Annotated in this window: 12 protein-coding genes; 4 read left to right on the forward strand and 8 right to left on the reverse strand. The window is 68.3% G+C overall.

All coding sequences use genetic code 11. The features are described from left to right. Positions 1-23 precede the first annotated feature (23 nt). Complete coding sequence (locus tag V1Y59_RS05090) at positions 24-821, reverse strand: DNA-formamidopyrimidine glycosylase family protein (protein WP_330503748.1); 798 nt, start codon at positions 819-821, stop codon at positions 24-26. After that, positions 814-5436, reverse strand: coding sequence for an ATP-dependent helicase (locus tag V1Y59_RS05095; RefSeq protein ID WP_330503749.1), 4623 nt, complete (start codon positions 5434-5436; stop codon positions 814-816). The genes V1Y59_RS05090 and V1Y59_RS05095 overlap by 8 nt, the downstream gene beginning before the upstream one ends. Before the next feature lie 223 nt (positions 5437-5659). Between V1Y59_RS05095 and V1Y59_RS05100 the strand changes: the two genes are divergently transcribed. Next, positions 5660-6886: an acyl-CoA dehydrogenase family protein gene (locus V1Y59_RS05100; RefSeq protein WP_330503750.1), complete on the forward strand. Its 1227-nt coding sequence runs from the start codon at positions 5660-5662 to the stop codon at positions 6884-6886. Positions 6887-6908: 22 nt separating this feature from the next. Here V1Y59_RS05100 and V1Y59_RS05105 read toward each other — a convergent pair whose 3' ends face one another. The 6 genes from V1Y59_RS05105 to V1Y59_RS05130 form a co-directional block, all read right to left on the reverse strand. Beyond that, the gene (locus V1Y59_RS05105; RefSeq protein ID WP_330503751.1) at positions 6909-9644 is read right to left on the reverse strand and encodes a molybdopterin-dependent oxidoreductase; all 2736 of its coding nucleotides are present in this window, start codon (positions 9642-9644) and stop codon (positions 6909-6911) included. After that, on the reverse strand, positions 9641-10459 hold the full coding sequence (locus tag V1Y59_RS05110; protein ID WP_330503752.1) for an FAD binding domain-containing protein: 819 nt from the start codon (positions 10457-10459) through the stop codon (positions 9641-9643). The genes V1Y59_RS05105 and V1Y59_RS05110 overlap by 4 nt, the downstream gene beginning before the upstream one ends. Beyond that, on the reverse strand, positions 10459-11817 hold the full coding sequence (locus tag V1Y59_RS05115; RefSeq protein WP_330503753.1) for an 8-oxoguanine deaminase: 1359 nt from the start codon (positions 11815-11817) through the stop codon (positions 10459-10461). Before V1Y59_RS05115 ends, V1Y59_RS05110 begins: the two co-directional genes overlap by 1 nt. 68 nt (positions 11818-11885) lie before the next feature. Continuing rightward, positions 11886-13352 (reverse strand): MFS transporter, encoded by a 1467-nt coding sequence (locus tag V1Y59_RS05120; protein ID WP_330503869.1) that lies wholly within the window; start codon positions 13350-13352, stop codon positions 11886-11888. Positions 13353-13435: 83 nt separating this feature from the next. Next, complete coding sequence (locus tag V1Y59_RS05125) at positions 13436-13897, reverse strand: hypothetical protein (protein ID WP_330503755.1); 462 nt, start codon at positions 13895-13897, stop codon at positions 13436-13438. A gap of 60 nt (positions 13898-13957) precedes the next feature. Beyond that, complete coding sequence (locus V1Y59_RS05130) at positions 13958-15430, reverse strand: short-chain fatty acyl-CoA regulator family protein (protein WP_330503756.1); 1473 nt, start codon at positions 15428-15430, stop codon at positions 13958-13960. A gap of 118 nt (positions 15431-15548) precedes the next feature. On the opposite strand from V1Y59_RS05130, the gene prpD reads away from it, so the two are divergent. Genes prpD through V1Y59_RS05145 form a run of 3 tightly spaced genes read left to right on the forward strand, consistent with a single transcriptional unit; the run spans position 15549 to position 19116 of the window. Continuing rightward, positions 15549-17051, forward strand: a complete 1503-nt coding sequence (gene prpD, locus V1Y59_RS05135) for a 2-methylcitrate dehydratase PrpD (protein ID WP_330503757.1) — start codon at positions 15549-15551, stop codon at positions 17049-17051. Then, positions 17051-17986 (forward strand): methylisocitrate lyase, encoded by a 936-nt coding sequence (prpB, locus tag V1Y59_RS05140; protein WP_330503758.1) that lies wholly within the window; start codon positions 17051-17053, stop codon positions 17984-17986. Before prpD ends, prpB begins: the two co-directional genes overlap by 1 nt. After that, a complete protein-coding gene (locus tag V1Y59_RS05145) occupies positions 17983-19116 on the forward strand; it encodes a bifunctional 2-methylcitrate synthase/citrate synthase (protein ID WP_330503759.1) in 1134 nt (377 codons plus the stop codon). Before prpB ends, V1Y59_RS05145 begins: the two co-directional genes overlap by 4 nt. Positions 19117-19118: the final 2 nt, after the last annotated feature.

Genomic DNA, 19118 nt, shown 5'->3' on the forward strand with positions numbered 1-19118 from the left:
TCGGTACTGCCGTCGCGGACACTTCATGTCTGACACCTCGGACAGAAGTAGATGACGCGATCCTCGCCGATCGAGCCGAGCTGGTCTCGCTCGATCGGCGATCCGCATCTCCGGCACAGTTGGCCGCGCCGCCCGTAGACCCACAGTCGCGCGTTGGGTGCGGTCTGACCGGTCGTCGTGCGCGCGCTGCGCAGCCGGTTCGCCCACAGCACCCGGCGGCTGAGTTCCACCATCGACGCGATGTCGACCTCCCGAACTGCTCGGGTGGGCAACACTTTTCGAAGGAAGCAGAGTTCGCTGCGATAGACGTTGCCGATACCGGCCATGAGTCGCTGGTCGAGCAGCGCGACACCGATGGATTCGTCGGGCACCGCCTCGATCCGTCGGACGGCTTCGGCAGGGTCCCAGTCGTCGGACAGCAGGTCCGGGCCCAGGTAGGCCAGATCCTCCTCCGGGGTTTCGGTCAACTCCAGAATCCCGAGTTCGAACCCGACGGCCTCGCTGGTGGCCGTCCGGAGGACCACGCGCGCTTGGAAACCGGGTCGGCGCCAGCGCGACCCCACCGCGTGTACGTGCCAGGCGCCCTCCATCTTCAGGTGCGAATGAATGCTCACCGCACCAGACTCCGGTCGATCGTCGTCTGCTCCGGCCACGTCGATCAGCAGGTGCTTGCCCACCGAACGCACCGACCGTACCGTCCGGCCCGCCAGGTCGACGGTGGCCAGAGACGGTACCCGGAACTGCGTGCGCACCAACCGTTGTCCCTCGAGCGCCGCGCGCAGCCGGGTGGCTGCCGCGAAGACGGTGTCGCCCTCAGGCATGCTGCCCGTAGCGCATCCGGATCCCGCGCGGCGTGGTGGCGAAGCCGGCCTCGACCAGCGTTCGGCCGAAACTCGACGTCAGGGCGGGCTGCGCATCAACCTGGTCGATCATCAGCCGCGAAACCCTGCCGGAGCGGACGAGTGCGGCGAGCGCGTCGGCCGCCGACCGTAGTGCTCCGTCCGTGTCGGTGAATGTGAGGATGGTCTTGCCGCCTCGCTCGACGAACACGACGAGCTCACCACCCACCACCACGACCAGCGCCCCGGGCTTGCGTCCGGGTCGATGTCCGCCGTCGTCGACGGTCGTGGCAGGCCAACTCAGGGCGGCACCAAACGGATTCGCCGGGTCGGTCGCGGCCAGCACGATTGCCGGCTGCGCACGGCGATCGTCCAGGGAGTGACGCCGGAGTTCGTCGACGGTGGCGGTCGAGGCGAACTGGGCACCCCCGAGGCCGTCGACGAAGTAGCCGCGCCGGACCTGCCCGTTGTCCTCGAACACGGTGAGGGCCTTGTAGATCCGCGCGAACCCGCCGGTGACGCCGTCCGTGGCGACACTGCCGCGGGTGATCACGCCGTGACGCGCGAGCAATTGGTCACACAACGCCTGCGTGGCGACGGTTGCGTCGGTGTCGATCCGGTCGATCGTCACCCAGCGCCCGCTCGCGGTCGGCGCGACCGCGCGACCGGCGCCGTGTTCGGTCAGATATCGCGTGGACAGACGCTGGGCGCGGAGCCGCGGAGCGCGGCCACGGGCCCGGTGGGCCGGTGCCGACCGCGCCGCGGAGGTGGTGCGACGTGGCGCGAGCAGAGCCCGGACCGGAGCGAACGAGTCGTTGCTCGCCCGACCGGCCCACACCAGATCCCACAGCGCTGCTTCGACATCGGCCGCTTTGACATCGGCTGCCGGCGGTGCGCCGTCGCCGGTGAGGGAGTCGACGATCTGACCGAAACGCAGAGCGCCACCCGGGTCCAGGAGCGCGGTCAGGCGCTCGTGCAGGGCGGTGGTGTCGATGTCGTCGGGCGGTGGAAGGGTCAACGGCGCGACGTCCACCGGGTGCATCGCGATCCATCCGTCCGAGCCGCCGATCCGGCCGTGCCCGGACCAGATGACCTCACCCGAGCTGAGCAGCTCATCGAGCATCGACGGTGCGTAGTCGGAGACACGGGCGGGCAGCACCAGCGACTCCCACGCCGAGGCGGGTACGGGATACCCGGCGAGCTGGTCGATCACGGTCGCCACACCGTCCACCCCGGTCAGCTGTCCCTCGGTGGTGACGTGCTGCCAGGACGCGACGAATCGGGCGAGCACATCGTGCCCCACCGGCTCGATCTCGGCGCGGCTCGCGGCCAACGATCCGCGGCGGATCTGTCCGAGGACATCGGCGTGACACCACTGGGTGGTGTACGGGGCGGCCGCGGTGTCGGGCAGGAAATCGCCTTCGATGACCCGCCGCTCACCGGCCAGCCGGATCAGGGTGTCCCGGACGACGCCGACCGCCATGCCCAAGGCCTCGGCGGCGTCGGTGAGAGTGAACGGCCCGTGGGTGCGCGCGAACCGGTTGACCAGGTCTCCGACCGGATCGGCCACCGGTTCGAGGTAGGTGGCGGGGATGCCCCGAGGTGCGGGCACCCCGAGGCCGTCGCGCAGGCGTGCGGTGTCCTCGATGGACGCCCACAACGCCCGTCGTCGGTGATTCACGGAGATGATCTGACCGGTCCGGTGCAGTTCGGTGAGGTGCTCGGACGCGGGCAACTCTCCCTGGTATCTGTCCTCGACCTCGCCGTTGGTCAGCGGCCCGAGCCACCGCAGCAGGTCGACGACGTCCTCGGCGTCGCGGGCGCGGCGTTCCGGCGCGGTGCGCTGCAATCTGGCGGTGACCTCGGCGATGACGGCGGGGTCGAGCAGTTCGCGGAGATCGACACGGCCCAACAGCTGTGCCAGCAGACTGGTGTCGAGGGACAGTGCAGCCGCACGGCGCTCGGCGATCGGCGCATCGTCGGCGTACAGAAAGGCGCCGACGTAACCGAAGAGCATCGACGCGGCGAACGGCGAGGGACTCGGTGTCTCGGTCTCGACGACGCGAACCCGTCGCTGCCGGATGCGCGTGAGCAGATCGGTGAGCGCGGGGAGGTCGTACACATCCTGCAGGCACTCCCGGACGGCTTCGAGGACGATCGGGAAGTCCGGGAATTTGGCTGCGACGGAGAGCAGTTGAGCGCTGCGCTGGCGCTGCTGCCACAGCGGTGCGCGTCGGCCCGGATCGCGTCGCGGCAACAGCAGTGCCCGGGCGGCGCATTCGCGGAACCGGGAGGCGAACATCGACGAATCGGCGAGCGCATCGGTGACGAGTTGCTCGATCTCGTCGGGGTCGAGGACGAACACCGACGTGCCGGGCGGATCGTCGTCGGTGTCCGGGAGACGCACGATGATGCCGTCGTCGGAGGCGGTGGTCGCGCCTTCGAGGCCGAGGGTCTGCAGCAGACGGGCGGAGATGGCGCTCGCCCACGGCGCGTGCACGCGTAAGCCGTAGGGGGAGTGCAGGATCAGCCGCCAGTCGCCGAGTTCGTCGCGGAAGCGTTCCACCACCAGGGTGCGGTCGGTGGGCAGATGTCCGGTGGCGTCGCGTTGTTCGGCGATGAGCGCCGCCAGGTTCTGCTGCGCGTACTCGGTGAGACCGAGTCGTTGCGCATGCTCGGCGAGCACGTCCGGATCGGCGACGGCGCCGGTGAATTTGCCGATGGCGGCGCCGAGTTCGGCGGGCCGGCCGAGTGTGTCTCCGATCCAGAACGGCAGCCGGCCGGGCTGGCCGAACGCCGGTGACACCATCACCCGGTCGTGGGTGATGTCCTCGATCCGCCAGCTGGTGGCGCCGAGCGCGAACACGTCGCCCACCCGGGACTCGTACACCATCTCCTCGTCGAGTTCACCCACCCGGGTGGCCTTCTCGCCGACCATGAACACGCCGAATAGGCCGCGATCGGGAATCGAACCACCGGAGGTCACCGCCAGGCGTTGTGCGCCGCGTCGACCGACGAGCGTGCCCGCATCGCGGTCCCAGGTGACCCGGGGGCGCAGTTCGGCGAACTCGTCGGACGGGAATCGCCCGGAGATCAGATCCAGGGTCGCCTCGTAGACCTGCCGGCCCAGTTCCCGATACGGCGCCGCACGGCGGACCACGTCGAACCACTGGTCCACGTCGAGGTCGTCGACGGCGGCCGCCGCGATCGTCTGCTGCGCGAGGATGTCGAGCGGGTTCTGCGGCACCCGCAGTTCTTCGATGGCGCCGTCGAGCATTCGCTCCACCGTGACTGTGCAATGGATCAGGTCGGTGCGGTGCTTCGGGTAGAGCACGCCCTGCGAGATCTCGCCGACCTGGTGACCCGCACGGCCGATCCGTTGCAGGCCGCCGGCGACCGACGGCGGAGCCTCCACCTGGATGACGAGATCCACCGCGCCCATGTCGATGCCGAGTTCCAGCGAACTGGTCGCCACGACGCACGGCAGCCGTCCCGTCTTGAGGTCGTCCTCGATCTCGGCCCGCTGTTCCTTGCTGACCGAACCGTGGTGCGCCCGTGCCAGGATCGGCTCGGCACCCCCGCTCGATCCGCTGGCCATGATGTTGGCGGGCGCACCACCCGGGACGGTCGGATTCCTCGCCCCGGTGCTCGTCGTGCCGGAGCGTTCGGCATGGATCTCGTTGAGCCGTGCCGTCAGTCGCTCGGCCAGGCGTCGGGAGTTGGCGAACACGATCGTCGCCCGGTTCTTCTCGATCAGATCGACGATCGATGACTCGACGTACGGCCACAACGAACCGGCGGTGGGGGAGAACGCGTCGTCGAGCTCGGCGGCCTCGTCGGCCTGGGGTGGCGGCGGGATGTTGGCCATGTCCTCGACCGGCACGTCGACCCGCAGGTCGAATGTCTTCGCCGCCTTGGGCCGGACGACCTGGTACGGCGCGGAACCGCTGAGGAACTCGGCGACCACCTGCGGCGGGCGAACCGTCGCCGACAGGCCGATCCGCTGGGCGGGCCGGTCGAGGAGTTCGTCCAGCCGTTCCAGGGTCAGCGCCAGGTGTGTGCCGCGTTTGGTCGCGGCCACCGCGTGCACCTCGTCGACGATCACCACCTCGACATCGGTCAGCGTCTCGCGCGCGGCCGACGTCAGCATCAGGTACAGCGATTCGGGGGTGGTGATGAGAATGTCGGGCGGTGACTTCACCAGCGCCCGGCGCGCAGCCGCCGGGGTGTCACCGGAGCGCACCCCGACGGTGATGTCGGGTTCGGGCAGATCGAGTTCCTGAGCGGCGCGGGTGATGCCGGTCAGCGGCGCGCGCAGGTTGCGCTCCACGTCGACGGCCAGGGCTTTCAGGGGGGAGATGTAGACGACCCGCGTACCGCGGCGGCGTTCCGGTCGGGCGGCGAGCCGATCGAGTGCCCACAGGAACGCGGAGAGGGTCTTGCCGGAGCCGGTGGGCGCGATGACCAGGGTGTTGTGGCCATCGGCGATCGACGACCAGGCACCGGTCTGGGCCGGCGTCGGCTCGTCGAACGCGCCGCTGAACCACCGCCGGGTGGGGGCGGTGAAGCGGTCGAGGACGGACGCGGCGCGAGGCACTCTGCCATCATCCCCCACACCTCCGACAACGCCGCGTCGTGCCTGGTGAGCGGGGAATTCGACGGGCCGGCCGGACCCGCAGTCGTGCGTGCCGGCGAGCGAAGACACGAAGTGCCGAGTATGTCTCTTTACTTCGCGAGTGACTCCTGACACAGTAACGTGGCGGTAAGTGAAACATGTTCAGCCCGCTGCGACGCGGGGTCCGGCTGTGGGGAGTATGGCGATGTTCGAGTGGTCCGACGAAGATCTGATGGTGCGAGATGCCTTGCGGGCGTTCGTCGACAAGGAGATCCGTCCGCACATCGACGAGCTCGAGACCGGAGTGCTCCCGCCCTACGACATCACCCGCAAGCTGTTGTCCACCTTCGGCGTCGACGCGATGGCCGCCGAAGCGCTCGAGAAGGAACTCGAGGCCGAGGCCGCCGGCACGAAGCCCACCGGAGGCGGCGGTGGCGGCAACATGTCCAGCTCGATGTTCATGATCCTCAACATCGAACTCGCGGGCGTCTGTCTCGGACTCGTCGGATCGATGGGCGTCAGCATGGGACTGACCGCCTCGACGATCCGCGGCAAGGGAACCCTCGCACAGAAGAAGCGCTGGCTGCCCGAACTGGTCACGATGGAGAAGGTCGGCGCCTGGGCGATCACCGAACCCGACTCCGGCTCGGATGCGCTGGGCGGCATGAAAACCACCGTCCGACGTGACGGCGACGAGTACGTGCTCAACGGCCAGAAGACGTTCATCACCAACGGTCCCTACGCCGACACCATCGTCGTGTTCGCCAAACTCGACGACGGAAGTGACACCCCGATGCGGGACCGCAAGGTGTTGTCCTTCGTCCTCGACAAGGGGATGCCCGGACTGACCCAGGGCAAGCCGTTCAAGAAGATGGGCATGATGAGCTCGCCGACCGGAGAGCTGTTCTTCGACAACGTACGACTCGGCGCAGACCGCCTGCTCGGCGAGACCGAGGACACCGGCACCGACACCCGCGGCGGCGAGGGAGCCAAAGCCGGTTTCACCGCCGAACGTGTCGGCATCGCGGCCCTGTCGCTCGGCATCATCAACGAGGCGCAACGGCTGTCGATCGACTACGCCCGCAACCGCACCCTGTGGGGTCAGGAGATCGGCCAGTTCCAGCTCATCCAGCTCAAACTGGCCGAGATGGAGGTGGCCCGGATCAACGTGCAGAACATGCTGTTCAACGCGATCGAGCGCACCAAGGCCGGCAAGCCACCGAGCCTGGCGGAGGCGTCGGCGATGAAGCTCTACTCCTCACGTGCGGCCACCGAGGTCGCCATGGAGGCCGTGCAACTGTTCGGCGGCAACGGCTACATGGCCGAGTACCGAGTGGAGCAATTGGCCCGCGATGCGAAGTCCCTGATGATCTATGCCGGCAGCAACGAGATCCAGGTGACCCACGTGGCAAAGGGTTTGCTGCGCGGGTGATCTCCGGGCGGTGAGCCTGCGATCAGCCCTGCGCCAGACGCCAGACGCGGTCGCGTGACATCGGCAGTTCGTACGGACGGACGCCGATCGCCCGCCTGATGGCGTTGGCCAGGGCGGGCGCCACCGGGTTGTACGGGGACTCACTCATCGACTTCGCGCCGAACGGACCGAGTTCGTCAGACGTTTCGGCGAAATACACCTCGGTGGTCGGCACATCGGCCATCTGCGGCACCCGATAGGTCCGGAACACGTTGGTCAGTGGTACCCCGCGCTCGAGCATGATCTCCTCGTACAGCGATGATCCGATCGCCTGTGCGACACCGCCTTCCACCTGCCCGATGCATTGTGCCGGGTTCATCACCGTGCCGGCGTCGGCGGACTGGACCGACTGCAGGATCGTCACGACCCCGGTCTCGACGTCCACCGCGACCCGGAAGGCCTGCACGTTGAACGCGATCGAGCGGAACTCGCCGGTCTCCTCGCCGCACGCCTCGAGTCGACGCGTCTGACCCGTGTCGTCGGCCGCGTCGATGAGTTCGCCGAAGGTGATCCGACGATCCCCGACGAGCGCGCCGTCGCGGTCGATCTGCACGGTGTCGGGTTCGGCCTCGGCCACGGTCGCCGCCAGGGTCACCATCGTCTCGCGCAGGGCGACGCACGCCGCGTGGATGGCCTTGCCCGCCACCGTCGTCCCGGCCGAGGCGAAGGCGCCGGTGTCGTAGTCGGCGGCGTCGGTGTCGCCGTGGCGCAACCGAATCCGGTCGAGGCCGGTGTTCATGGTGGTGGCGGCGATCTGGGTGTGCACCGTGGTGGTGCCGTTGCCGAACTCGGCGGTCCCCACGCCGACGCGGTACACGCCGTCTTCGTCGACACTGACTCGGACGCGGGCGATGTGGCCCCGTGGCGCCATCGTCGCGATGGCCGACAGGGCCATTCCCTCACCCACGCGCCACCGGTCACCGGCGGGTGGGTCCACGCCGTTGCCGCGCGCCAGCGCCTGCTGGGCGAGGTCGAGGCACTGATCGAGTCCGTAGCTGCCGAAGAGCAGATCCGGTTCCGGCTCCTCGTGCGCCATCAGCAGCGGGTCGCCGTCGGCCACCATGTTGCGCCGTCGCAGGTCGAACGGGTCGAGGTCCAGGCGCAGCGCGAGCTCGTCGAGCGCCGACTCGACGGCGAAGATGACCTGCCCCAGGCCATATCCGCGGAACGCCCCGGACGGCGGGTTGTTGGTGTAGACGACCTCGGCATCCACCCGCTTCACCGGGCAGTTGTACACCGAGATCGACTCGGCGCAGGCGTGGAACATCACCCCGATCGCGTGGTTGCCGTAGGCGCCGGTATCCGACAGCACGTCGATGCGTAGCGCCGTGAGACGTCCGGTGTCGTCGGCGCCGAGGTCGACGCGAACGCGGAACGGATGACGGTAGGTGGTCCGGGTCATCTCGTCGGCGCGACTCATCTCGTACCCGCAGGGTCGTCCGGTGCGCAGCACCGCCAGCGCCACCAGATCCTCGGTGAGCATCTCCTGTTTGCCGCCGAAACCGCCGCCGACGCGGGCACTGAACACGCGGATCCGGTCGCGGTCGAGGTCGAGGACGTGGGCGAGTTCGTCGCGGACGAGGAACGGAACCTGAGTGCTGGTCCGGATCACCAGCCGGCCGTCCTCGTCGAGCCACCCGATGCTGCCGTGGGTCTCCAACTGCGCGTGGGACACCCGCCCCGTCGACCATGTGCCCGACACCGTCACGGGCGACGCGGCGAGCGCGTCATCGACGTCGCCTCCGAACCCGTGGTGGAAGTCGGCGATGATGTTGCGGTCGGCGTGGTTGACGCGATCGAGCGGGGTGCGGTCGGGGTGGATGACCGGCGCCCCGGGGCGGCGCGCCTCGTCGGGGTCGAACACGGCGGGCAGCACGTCGTAGGTGACATCGATGAGGCGGCAGGCCTTTTCGGCGGCCGCCGGTGTATCGGCGACCACCGCGGCGACGCGCTGCCCGACGAACCGTACGACGGAGTCGAGCATGAGGGTGTCGTCGGGGTCGTCCTCGCGGTGCTCGTGTCGGGCGGTGGAGAAGCGGCGGGTGGGCACGTTCTCATGGGTGAGGATGAGCTGCACACCCTCGACCCGTTCGGCGGCGGTGGTGTCGATCGCGGTGATGCGGGCGTGCGGATGGGGCGACGACAGCACCCGCAGATACGTCATCCCCGGCACGGCGGTGTCGAAGGTGTACGGCTCGGTGCCGGTGACCACCCGCCGGGCAGCCGGTGGCTCGGCCGATTCCCCGACCGTGCATCCGCCCCGGGGAGCGGACACGGGGTGGTCCGCGGCCGCGACGCCCTCGGCGATCGCCGCTCGGATCGGGCGATATCCCGTGCAGCGACAGAGATTTCCCTTCATGCGCCGCGGCAGGTCGTCGACGTCGGCGGCCTCGAGGGTGGATGCGGTGACGATCATCCCGGCCGTGCAGAACCCGCACTGGAACGCGAAGTTGTCGACGAACGCCTGCTGCATCGGATGCAGGTCGGTGGGTGTGCCCAGCCCGGCGACGGTGGTCACCGAACGACCGTCGACGCGTTGCGCCGGATAGATGCACGAGTGCACGGGAACATCGTCGACGAGCACCGAGCACGCGCCGCAGTCACCGGCGTCGCAGCCCTTCTTTACCTCGAAATGCGCTGTCTCCCTGAGCAGGGTGCGCAGGCACTGGCCGGGACGGGGGTTCGCGTCCTGGTCGGTGCCGTTGACCGAGAACCTCACCGGCCCACCTCGTCGGCGAGTTCGGTCCGGATCTCCTCGGCGAGCACCGCGGATACGCCGCGCCGCCAGTCGGCCGACCCGAGGGGGTCGGTGTAGTAGCCGTCGAGCGCGAGCACACGATCGCGGAGTTCGGTCGCCGCCGGCACCCCGGCGAAGCGTAGAAGCCTCGGACGCGCTGTCGCGGCGGTGATCCCGATGACCGTCGTGCCGTCCTCGTCGCGACGCCCGGTCAGTACCGCCCCCGACCGGCCGAGTTGGGCCAGTGCGATCTTGCCGAACGCGGTGTGTGCACGCATCGACGAGCCGGGGATGTCGACGGCGCGCAGCACTTCACCGCGCCCCAGGGCGTTGGTGCCGTTCCCGGTGACGAGGTCGGCGACGGCGACGCGACGGTCGGTGCCGTCGGGGCACCAGATCTCCGCCACCGCATCGAGTCCCGCGGTGAGCGACACCATGGAGGCCGCGGCGAACGAGCGGCAGATGTTGCCGCCCACCGTCGCGAGGTTCCAGATCTTGAACGAGGCGAGCAACGCGTTCACACACTGCGCGAAGAGCGGGTGTGCCCGCCACGCCGGGTGCGGTGTGAGCGTGGCGATCTCGGCGATCGGGCAGGTCGCCGCGATGCGTAATCCGGCGTCGGGCAACTCCTCGATGTGGGGCCAGTCCATCGTGGTCAGATCGACGATTCCGGTGGTGTCGACCTGTGGTTCGGAGAAGAACCAGGTGCCTCCGGCGACGAGACTCTCGCCCGGCGCCAGCCGCAGGTCGTCACGCGTGCGGGCGTGACGGTAGGCCTCGACGGTGTGGAGATCCATCACCCGGCCTTCGCGATGAGTCGGCGGTGTTCGGCGGCGACATCGGCGGCCACTTCCTCGGCGTCCACGGTGAGCACTTGATTGCCGGCCACCACGGGCCGCCCGTTGACCCAGCTGCCCGCGATCGGCGGGATGGCGCCCAACACCAACGCGGCCACCGGATCCTCGATTCCGCTGTGTGCCACCGATGTCAGGTCCCACAGGACGAGGTCGGCGAGCTTGCCGACCTCGATCGATCCGGTGTCGGCCTCGCGGCCCAGCACGCGGGCACCGCCCACGGTGGCGAGCTCGATCGCGGTGCGGGTGGTCAGTGCGGTGGGTCCGCCCCGGGCGCGGGCCATGAGCACCGCCTGATGTGCCTCCTCGAGCAGCCGGCACGACTCGTTGGACGCCGCGCCGTCGACCCCGAGGCCGACCGGCACACCGGCGTCGACGAGGTCACGGGTGCGGCAGATCCGGTTTCCCAGCCGTGCGTTGGAGGTCGGGCAATGGGCGACCCCGGTGGAGGTGGCGGCGAGCCGGCCGATCTCGTCGTCGTCGAACTCGATGCCGTGTGCGAACCACACGTCGTCGCCGACCCAGCCGACCGACTCCATGTACTGCAGGGGAGTGCAGCCGAAATGCTCGTCGCAGTACGTGTTCTCGTCGAGCGACTCCGCGAGGTGGGTGTGCATCCGGACGCCGAGTTCGCGGGCCAGACCGGCGGATTCGCGGAGGAGATCGGTGGTGACCGAGAAGGGGGAGCAGGGGGCCAACGCGATCCGCAGCATCGCGTCGGGCGAGGTGTCGTGCCAGCGCGCCACCGCGTCGGCGCTGGCGGTCAGGATCTCGTCGATGCTCTGCACCACCGAATCCGGCGGCAGCCCACCATCCTTCTCCGACAGGTCCATGGACCCGCGGGTGGGGTGGAAGCGGAGGCCGACCGTGGCGGCGGCGTCGATCTCGGCGCCCAGGAGGTCGCCGCCCTCGGCGGGGAACACGTAGTGGTGATCGGTGGTCGTCGTACATCCGGACAGCGCCAGCGATGTCAGCCCGCCGAGCGCAGCGGTCCGCACGGCCGTCTCGTCGATACCCGCCCAGATCGGGTACAGGGTCGTCAGCCACTGGAACAGGGTGTGGTCGGCGGCGAGGCCGCGGGTGACCCATTGGTACAGGTGATGGTGGGTGTTGATCAGCCCCGGCGTGAGTACGCAGCCGGTGCCGTCGATCCGGGTCACGTCGTCGGGAAGTGTCCCGGGCGGATCGCCGACCGCGACGATTCTCGTCCCGTCGATCAACACCGACGCCGCAGGCAGTTCGCGCCCGTCGGGGTCGACGGTGACGACGTGGGCGTTCTCGATCAAGGTCATGCGGGACACTCGCGTCACGCTACGACCATCGCATTACGGATGCGTTTCGACCACGCGCGGCACACGCAGACGTCCACTCACACGTTCTGCACGGTGATCGGAGGCCGACGCGGAATCGCCAGGGCGAGGACGATCGCGAGTACGCAGGCACCCAGCGAGATGGACGACGCCCACAGATATCCGGTCTCGGACGGGACACTGACCGGAGTGCCGTCGGCGTCGGGGACCGACAGCATCGACCAGGTGAGGATCATGCCGACGACGGCGGCCGACGTCGACGTCCCGACCACTCTCATCAGCGCGTTCACGCCATTGGCCTCGCCGGTCTGCTCCACCCGGACCGACTGCATGATCAGCGCCGGCATCGCCGAGTAGGCCACCCCGAGGCCCGCGCCGATGAAGCAGGCGACCGCGAGCATGATGCCCCAGTTCATCGTCCAGGGCCCGCTCAGGGCGACGATGAAGACGATGTACCCCGCGCCGATCACGATGCCGCCGGTCGCCAGCGAGACGCGTGGGCCGAAGGCGGCGGTCAGCCGGGCGCTGACATGGGAGAACATGAACATCAGGATGCCGCTGGGCGCCAGCACGAGGCTGGCGGTGAGCATGTCGAGGCCGAGCCCGTCGGGTCCGGATGTCGGGGCCATCAGCAGCTGGATGGGGATCAGCTGCATCGAGTAGAAGGCGAACCCGGTCGCGATCGAGGCGATATTGGTCAGCAGAACCGGCCGCTGGGTCGCCACGTGTAGGTCGATGAGCGGGTTGGACCCGCGACGCTCCACGAACCACCACGCGACACCGACCACCACGAAGGCGGCGAACATCCCGAGCGTCAGCGGCGAGGCCCACCCCCACGTCGAACCCTTCGACAGCGGCAACAGGAGGAAGACCAGCATCGCGGCGAGCCCGAGGGCACCGAGCAGGTCGAAACGGCCGCCTGTGCGGGTCGGGCTCTCCGGGACGGTGAGCGCGATCCCCAGGGCACCGGCGAGGGCGGCCGCGCCGCACGCCCAGAACAGTGCATGCCAGCTGACCTGTTGGGCGATGGCGGCGGCGAACGGCAGACCCAGCGCCCCGCCGATCCCCAGCGACGCGCTCATCGTCCCGACCGAGGAGCCGAGATGTCGCGGCGGCACGATGTCACGCATCACGCTGATGCCCAGGGCGATCGTGCCGAAGCCCAAGCCTTGGAGTGCGCGTCCCACCAGGAACGGAGGTAGCGAGGTCGACAGCGCGCAGACCACGGAACCGGCCGCGACACAGCCCATGCTCGCCACCAGCATCAGGCGTTTGCCGTACATGTCGCCGAGGCGGCCGCCGATGGGTGTGATGACCGATCCCGCGAGCAGGGTGATGGTCAGCGCCCACGCCGTGTTGCCGGGGTCGGCGTCGAGCAAGGTCGGCAGCTGTGGGATCAACGGGACGATGATCGTCTGCATCAGGGCCACGACAATCCCGGCGGCACACAGGATGGTGACGGCGAGCCGGGGATGACGTTCGGGTACGGCGACGGCGCCAGGGTCCTCGTCCACCGGCCGACACATCGCACTCACTACTCACACACCTCCGAACGTTCACGGTATCGAGTCGGAGTGCGCGGTGTCGCGGCAGTATCGCGAACGTCGGGTCAGGACACGGTGTACTCCGCGCTGCAGTCCTCGGTGCTGACACTGTTCGGGTTGAGGGTTCCGGTGCTCATGGCGCCGAGGACGAGCGCGATCCGGCCGGGCTCGGTGGCCACGTCGGGGATGGTGAGGACAGTCTCGGAACCGACGACGCGTGCCGTCGTGTTGGCCACGCCGCTGTAGCCCGTGTCGAGGTTGGCCCAGCTCACCCGGAACTGCTGTGAGTACCCGATGAACGACCGGGAATCGGTGGTGAGGCGCAGTGTCACCTTGCCGGGCGCTGTCGGGGTGGCGCTGGCGGTGCTCTCGGCCCAGATCAGGGGCAGGTTGGGATTCGGGTAGGTGAACGAGCAGAGGGTGGTGGTGGGGGCGGCGGCTGCGGATGGCGCCGCGACGGCGCCGATACCGGTGGCGGCGAGGCCGGCCGCGGCGACGGTGGCGGCGATTCTGGGTGCACGATTCATCGGATTCTCCTGACGTTCGGTGGGCCCCACCGGGGACGTCGGAATCCGATGTGGTGTGCGTTACGTCGTCGGTTCGTCGAATGACGGGTCGGGGCGGTAGGGCACCGAGTCGCTGATCGTCGGGTCCGCGTGGATCGGCCGGCCGAGTTGCGGAAAGGCACGCTGTGGGCAGGCGGGGCGGTCGCACACCTTGCACCCCGCGCCGATCGGAACCACGGTGCGCGGGTCGGACAGGTTGACGCCGGTGGAGTACACCAGACGCTCGGCGTGGGTGACGTCGCAGCCGAGGCCGATCGCGAAACTCTTGTGCGGGCTGAGGTATCCGTCGTGTTCGGTGGTCGTGCGGGCCAGCCAGAAGTACGACCGTCCGTCGGGCATGGACGACACCTGGGTGACGATCCGGCCGGGGGTGGCGAACGCATCGTGGACCACCCACAGCGGGCAGCTGCCGCCGACGCGGGAGAAGTGAAATGCCGTGGCGGACTGCCGTTTGGAGATGTTGCCCGCCCGGTCGACGCGGACGAAGATGAACGGGATCCCGCGGCTGCCCGGCCGTTGAAGGGTCGAGAGCCGGTGGCAAACCGTCTCGAAGCCGACCTCGAATCCGAGGCTCAGGAGCTCGATGTCATAGAGCGCGGCCTCGGCTGCGCGCCGGAAGATGTCGTAGGGGAGTAGCAGCGCGCCCGCGAAGTAGTTCGCCAGACCGATCCGCGCGACCGGAACCGATTCGCGACTGAGGTCCTCCGCCCCCGCCACGATCGCGTCGATCTCATCCGCTTGGGTGAGCAGTGCCAACTGCGTCGCCAGTTGGAAGGCGCGCTGCCCGGCGGTGAGGCGACCGGCGAGATGCACCACCCGCTCGTCGGGATCGAAACGGCGCTTGGGTGTCCGGGCGCGGGCCTGCGGATCACGGTCGTGGGCGATAGCGACGCGGATGCCGTGGTCACGGTCGAGTAGCTCGGCGAGCTGGAGGTCGAGACCTCCGATCGACAGGCCGTTGTCGGCGAAGATCTGTTCTGCGGCCTCGTCGAGCACCTCGATGTGGTTGCGGCGGTCGTAGAAGAAGTCCCGCACCTCCTCGAAGGGCATCGGAGTCGATGCGGGTCGTGCCGGGTCGCCGGTCACCTGGGCGCGATAGGTCTCCAGTTCGTTCTCGGCGGCGGTCAACCGTCGGTGCAGACTCACCAGGGTCGACCCCACCGAGGGCATGCGAGCGACCAACTCCGAGATCTCCGCACGGCTGACGTCCGGTGTGTCCGGCTGCGCGGCGAGGACGTCGGAGAGATCGGCGACCAACCGGGCGTCCCCCTCGGCCGCGAAGTAATCGGCCTCCAGATCGAACTCACGCGACAGGGTGAGCAGGACGGGCACCGTGATAGGACGCTGGTCGTTCTCCAGCTGATTGACGTAGCTGGTGGACAGATCGATCCGACGCGCCAAGGCCGCCTGCGACAGTCCACGCTCGTCCCGGAGCCGACGCAGCCGCGCGCCGACGAACATCCGCCGCGCAGAACTCGCCGATGGTCGGGACATGACGCCAGCATAGAACAACGATCATCCACAACATTCGCAAAACTCGGTCCTTGCGTCCGCAAAAATATGCATCTGCCAGGTCTTTTCAACTGACAACAGGCCTGCGTACGGTGCGGACATGATCAATCACTCCGTCCGCACCCACCGCAGTTCCGAGGACTTCCCGCAGTCCGAACACCTCGCCCAGAAGATCGCCGAGGTCGCCGCAGACCCGGTCGAGGTCGGCGCGGACACCCGCGAGATGGTGATCAACCGCATCATCGACAACGCCGCGGTCAGCGCCGCATCGGTGATCCGCCGGCCGGTGACGTCGGCTCGGCGGCAGGCGCAGGCGCACGCCGCGACGCCCGGGGCGACGGTCTTCGGTGTCGAGGGCAGCTACTCGCCGGAATGGGCCGCATGGGCCAACGGCGTCGCAGTCCGCGAACTCGACTTCCACGACACGTTCCTCGCCGCCGAGTACTCGCATCCGGGCGACAACATCCCGGCTCTCGTCGCCGTCGGCCAGCACGTCGGGGCGAGTGGCCACGACCTCATCCGTGGCCTCGCCACCGCCTACGAGATCCAGGTCGACCTCGTGCGGGGGATGTGCCTGCACGAGCACAAGATCGATCACGTCGCCCACCTCGGCCCGTCGGCCGCCGCCGGTCTGGGCACGATGCTCGGCCTCGACACCGAGACCATCTACCAGGCGGTCGGCCAGGCACTACACCTGACCACCGCGACCCGACAGTCGCGCAAGGGTCTCATCTCCAGTTGGAAGGCCTACGCACCCGCCCATGCCGGCAAGATCGCCGTCGAGGCCGTCGACCGTGCCATGCGCGGTGAGGGAGCCCCCGCCCCCATCTGGGAGGGCGAGGACGGCGTGATCGCCTGGCTGCTCTCCGGGCCGGACGCCGAGTACACCATTCCGCTGCCGGCGCCCGGCGAAGAGAAGCGCGGCATCCTCGACACCTACACCAAGGAGCACTCGGCCGAGTACCAGAGCCAGGCGCCGATCGACCTGGCCCGCCGGATGCGGGAGAAGATCTCCAACTTCGGCGACATCGAGTCGATCGTGCTGCACACCAGCCACCACACTCACTACGTCATCGGCACCGGGTCAGGTGATCCGCAGAAGTTCGACCCGACCGCCAGTCGCGAGACCCTCGACCACTCGGTGATGTACATCTTCGCCGTCGCACTCGAGGACGGGACCTGGGACCACGAGAAGTCCTACGCGCCGGAACGCGCGAATCGGCCCGAGACCATCGAGTTGTGGAAGAAGATCTCCACTGTCGAGGATCCGGAGTGGACCCGCCGCTACCACTCGATCGACCCGAACGAGAAGGCCTTCGGCGCCAAGGCGGTCATCACTCTCCGCAGCGGTGAGGTCATCACCGACGAACTCGCCGTCGCCGACGCGCACCCCCTCGGTGCCCGCCCCTTCGGACGCGAACAGTACATCGCCAAGTTCCGGTCCATGGCCGACGGCGTCGTCGACACCGACGAGCAGGACCGCTTCCTCGGCGACGTCGAGAAGCTCGAGAGCGTCTCGGCCGGTGGGCTCGGTGTGCTCAACACCCTCGTCCTCCCGGCGGTCCTCGACAAGGCTCCGCAGACAGGTAGGGGGATCTTCTGATGTTTTCTGACACAACGGTTTCCGGTCTCTTCTCGTCCAGCGTCTCCGCCTCGGCCAAGCGTCAGGCGCTCCGTGCCGGTCTCGCATCCGGGACCCTCCAGCGTTGGCCGGGAGCATTCTCACCACTCGTAGCGAAACTGGTGGCAGAGGTCGGTTTCGATGGTGTCTACGTCTCTGGTGCGGTGCTCTCGGCCGACTTGGGGTTGCCCGACATCGGGCTCACCACCCTCACCGAGGTCGCGGGCCGGGGCGGATCGATCGCCCGGGCCGCCGACCTACCGACACTGATCGACGCGGACACCGGATTCGGTGAGCCCATGAGTGCAGCCCGGACCGTGGCGACCCTCGAAGACGCCGGGCTCGCCGGGTGTCACCTCGAGGATCAGGTGAACCCCAAGCGGTGCGGACACCTCGACGGCAAGGACGTCGTGCCGGTGGGTGACATGCTCAAGCGACTGAAGGCAGCTGTGTCGGCCCGCCGCGACGACGACTTCGTGATCTGCGCTCGCACGGACGCGCGTGCAGTAGAGAGTCTCGACTCGGCCATCGACCGCGCGAAAGCCTATGCCGACGCCGGCGCCGATCTGATCTTCACCGAGGCCCTGCGCGATCTGAGCGAATTCGAACAGTTCCGCAAGGCCGTCGACGTCCCACTGCTGGCGAACATGACCGAGTTCGGCAAGTCCGAACTGTTCACCACACAGCAACTCGGGGATGCCGGCTACAACGCGGTGATCTACCCGGTGACGACGCTGCGGATCGCGATGGGCGCGGTCGAGCGAGGTCTGCGCGAAATCGTCTCGGAGGGAACGCAAGCCGGACTGGTCGATCAGATGCAGCACCGCAGCCGACTCTACGAGTTGCTGCGCTACGCGGACTACAACGACTTCGATTCCGACCTCTTCAACTTCACTCTCGAGGGAGCCACGAAATGACCACAGCAGCAGCGGTGGACGCCCCGAAGATCCACAAAGGTCTCGCCGGGGTGGTCGTCGACACGACGGCCATCTCGAAGGTGGTGCCCGAGACCAATTCACTGACCTATCGGGGCTACGCGGTGCAGGACCTCGCCGCGCAGTGCTCGTTCGAACAGGTGGCGTATCTGCTGTGGCACGGCGAGTTGCCGACGGAGGCCGAACTGGCCCGGTTCACGGAGCATGAGCGCGCCAACCGACGGACCGATCGGTCCACTCAGCTACTGCTCCAACGCATCCCGGAGTCGTGCCATCCGATGGATGTCGTGCGCACGGCCATCAGCTACCTGGGCTCGGAGGACCCGGACGAGGACCTCAGTACGCCTACGGCGAACTACGAGAAGTCGTCGCGGATGTTCGCGGTCCTGCCGACCATCGTCGCCGCGGACATGCGGCGGCGACGCGGTCAGGACCCGATCGCACCGAGCCTCGAGCTGGGGTACGCGGAGAACTTCCTGAACATGTGCTTCGGCGAGGTCCCCGATCCCGTGATCGTGCGGGCTTTCGAGAAGTCGATGGTGCTCTACGCCGAACACAGTTTCAACGCATCGACGTTCGCGGCACGGGTGGTCACGTCGACGCAGTCCGACATCTACAGCGCGGTGACCGCCGCCATCGGCGCATTGAAGGGGTCGCTGCACGGCGGCGCCAACGAGGCCGTCATGTACGACATGATCGAGATCGACCGCCCCGAACGAGCGATCGATTGGCTCGACGCCAAACTCGATGCCAAAGAGAAAGTGATGGGTTTCGGACACCGTGTCTACAAGCGTGGTGATTCCCGGGTTCCGACGATGCAACAAGCGTTGATCGAGGTCGCGGAGCTCACAGGCGAAAACCGTTGGTGTGAGATCTATTCCGAACTCGAGTCCGCCATGGCGGAGCGAACCGGGATCAAGCCGAACCTCGATTTCCCCACGGGCCCCGCCTATCACATGATGGGATTCGACATCGCCTCGTTCACCCCGATTTTCGTGATGAGTCGTATCACCGGATGGACGGCGCACATCATGGAGCAAGCCGCATCCAACGCATTGATCCGCCCGCTCAGCCAGTACTCTGGTACACCCCAGCGTTCGTTGCCGGTGTAGCC

It is taken from the genome of Gordonia prachuapensis (genome assembly GCF_036350515.1).
In the GTDB taxonomy this organism is placed as follows: domain Bacteria; phylum Actinomycetota; class Actinomycetes; order Mycobacteriales; family Mycobacteriaceae; genus Gordonia; species Gordonia prachuapensis.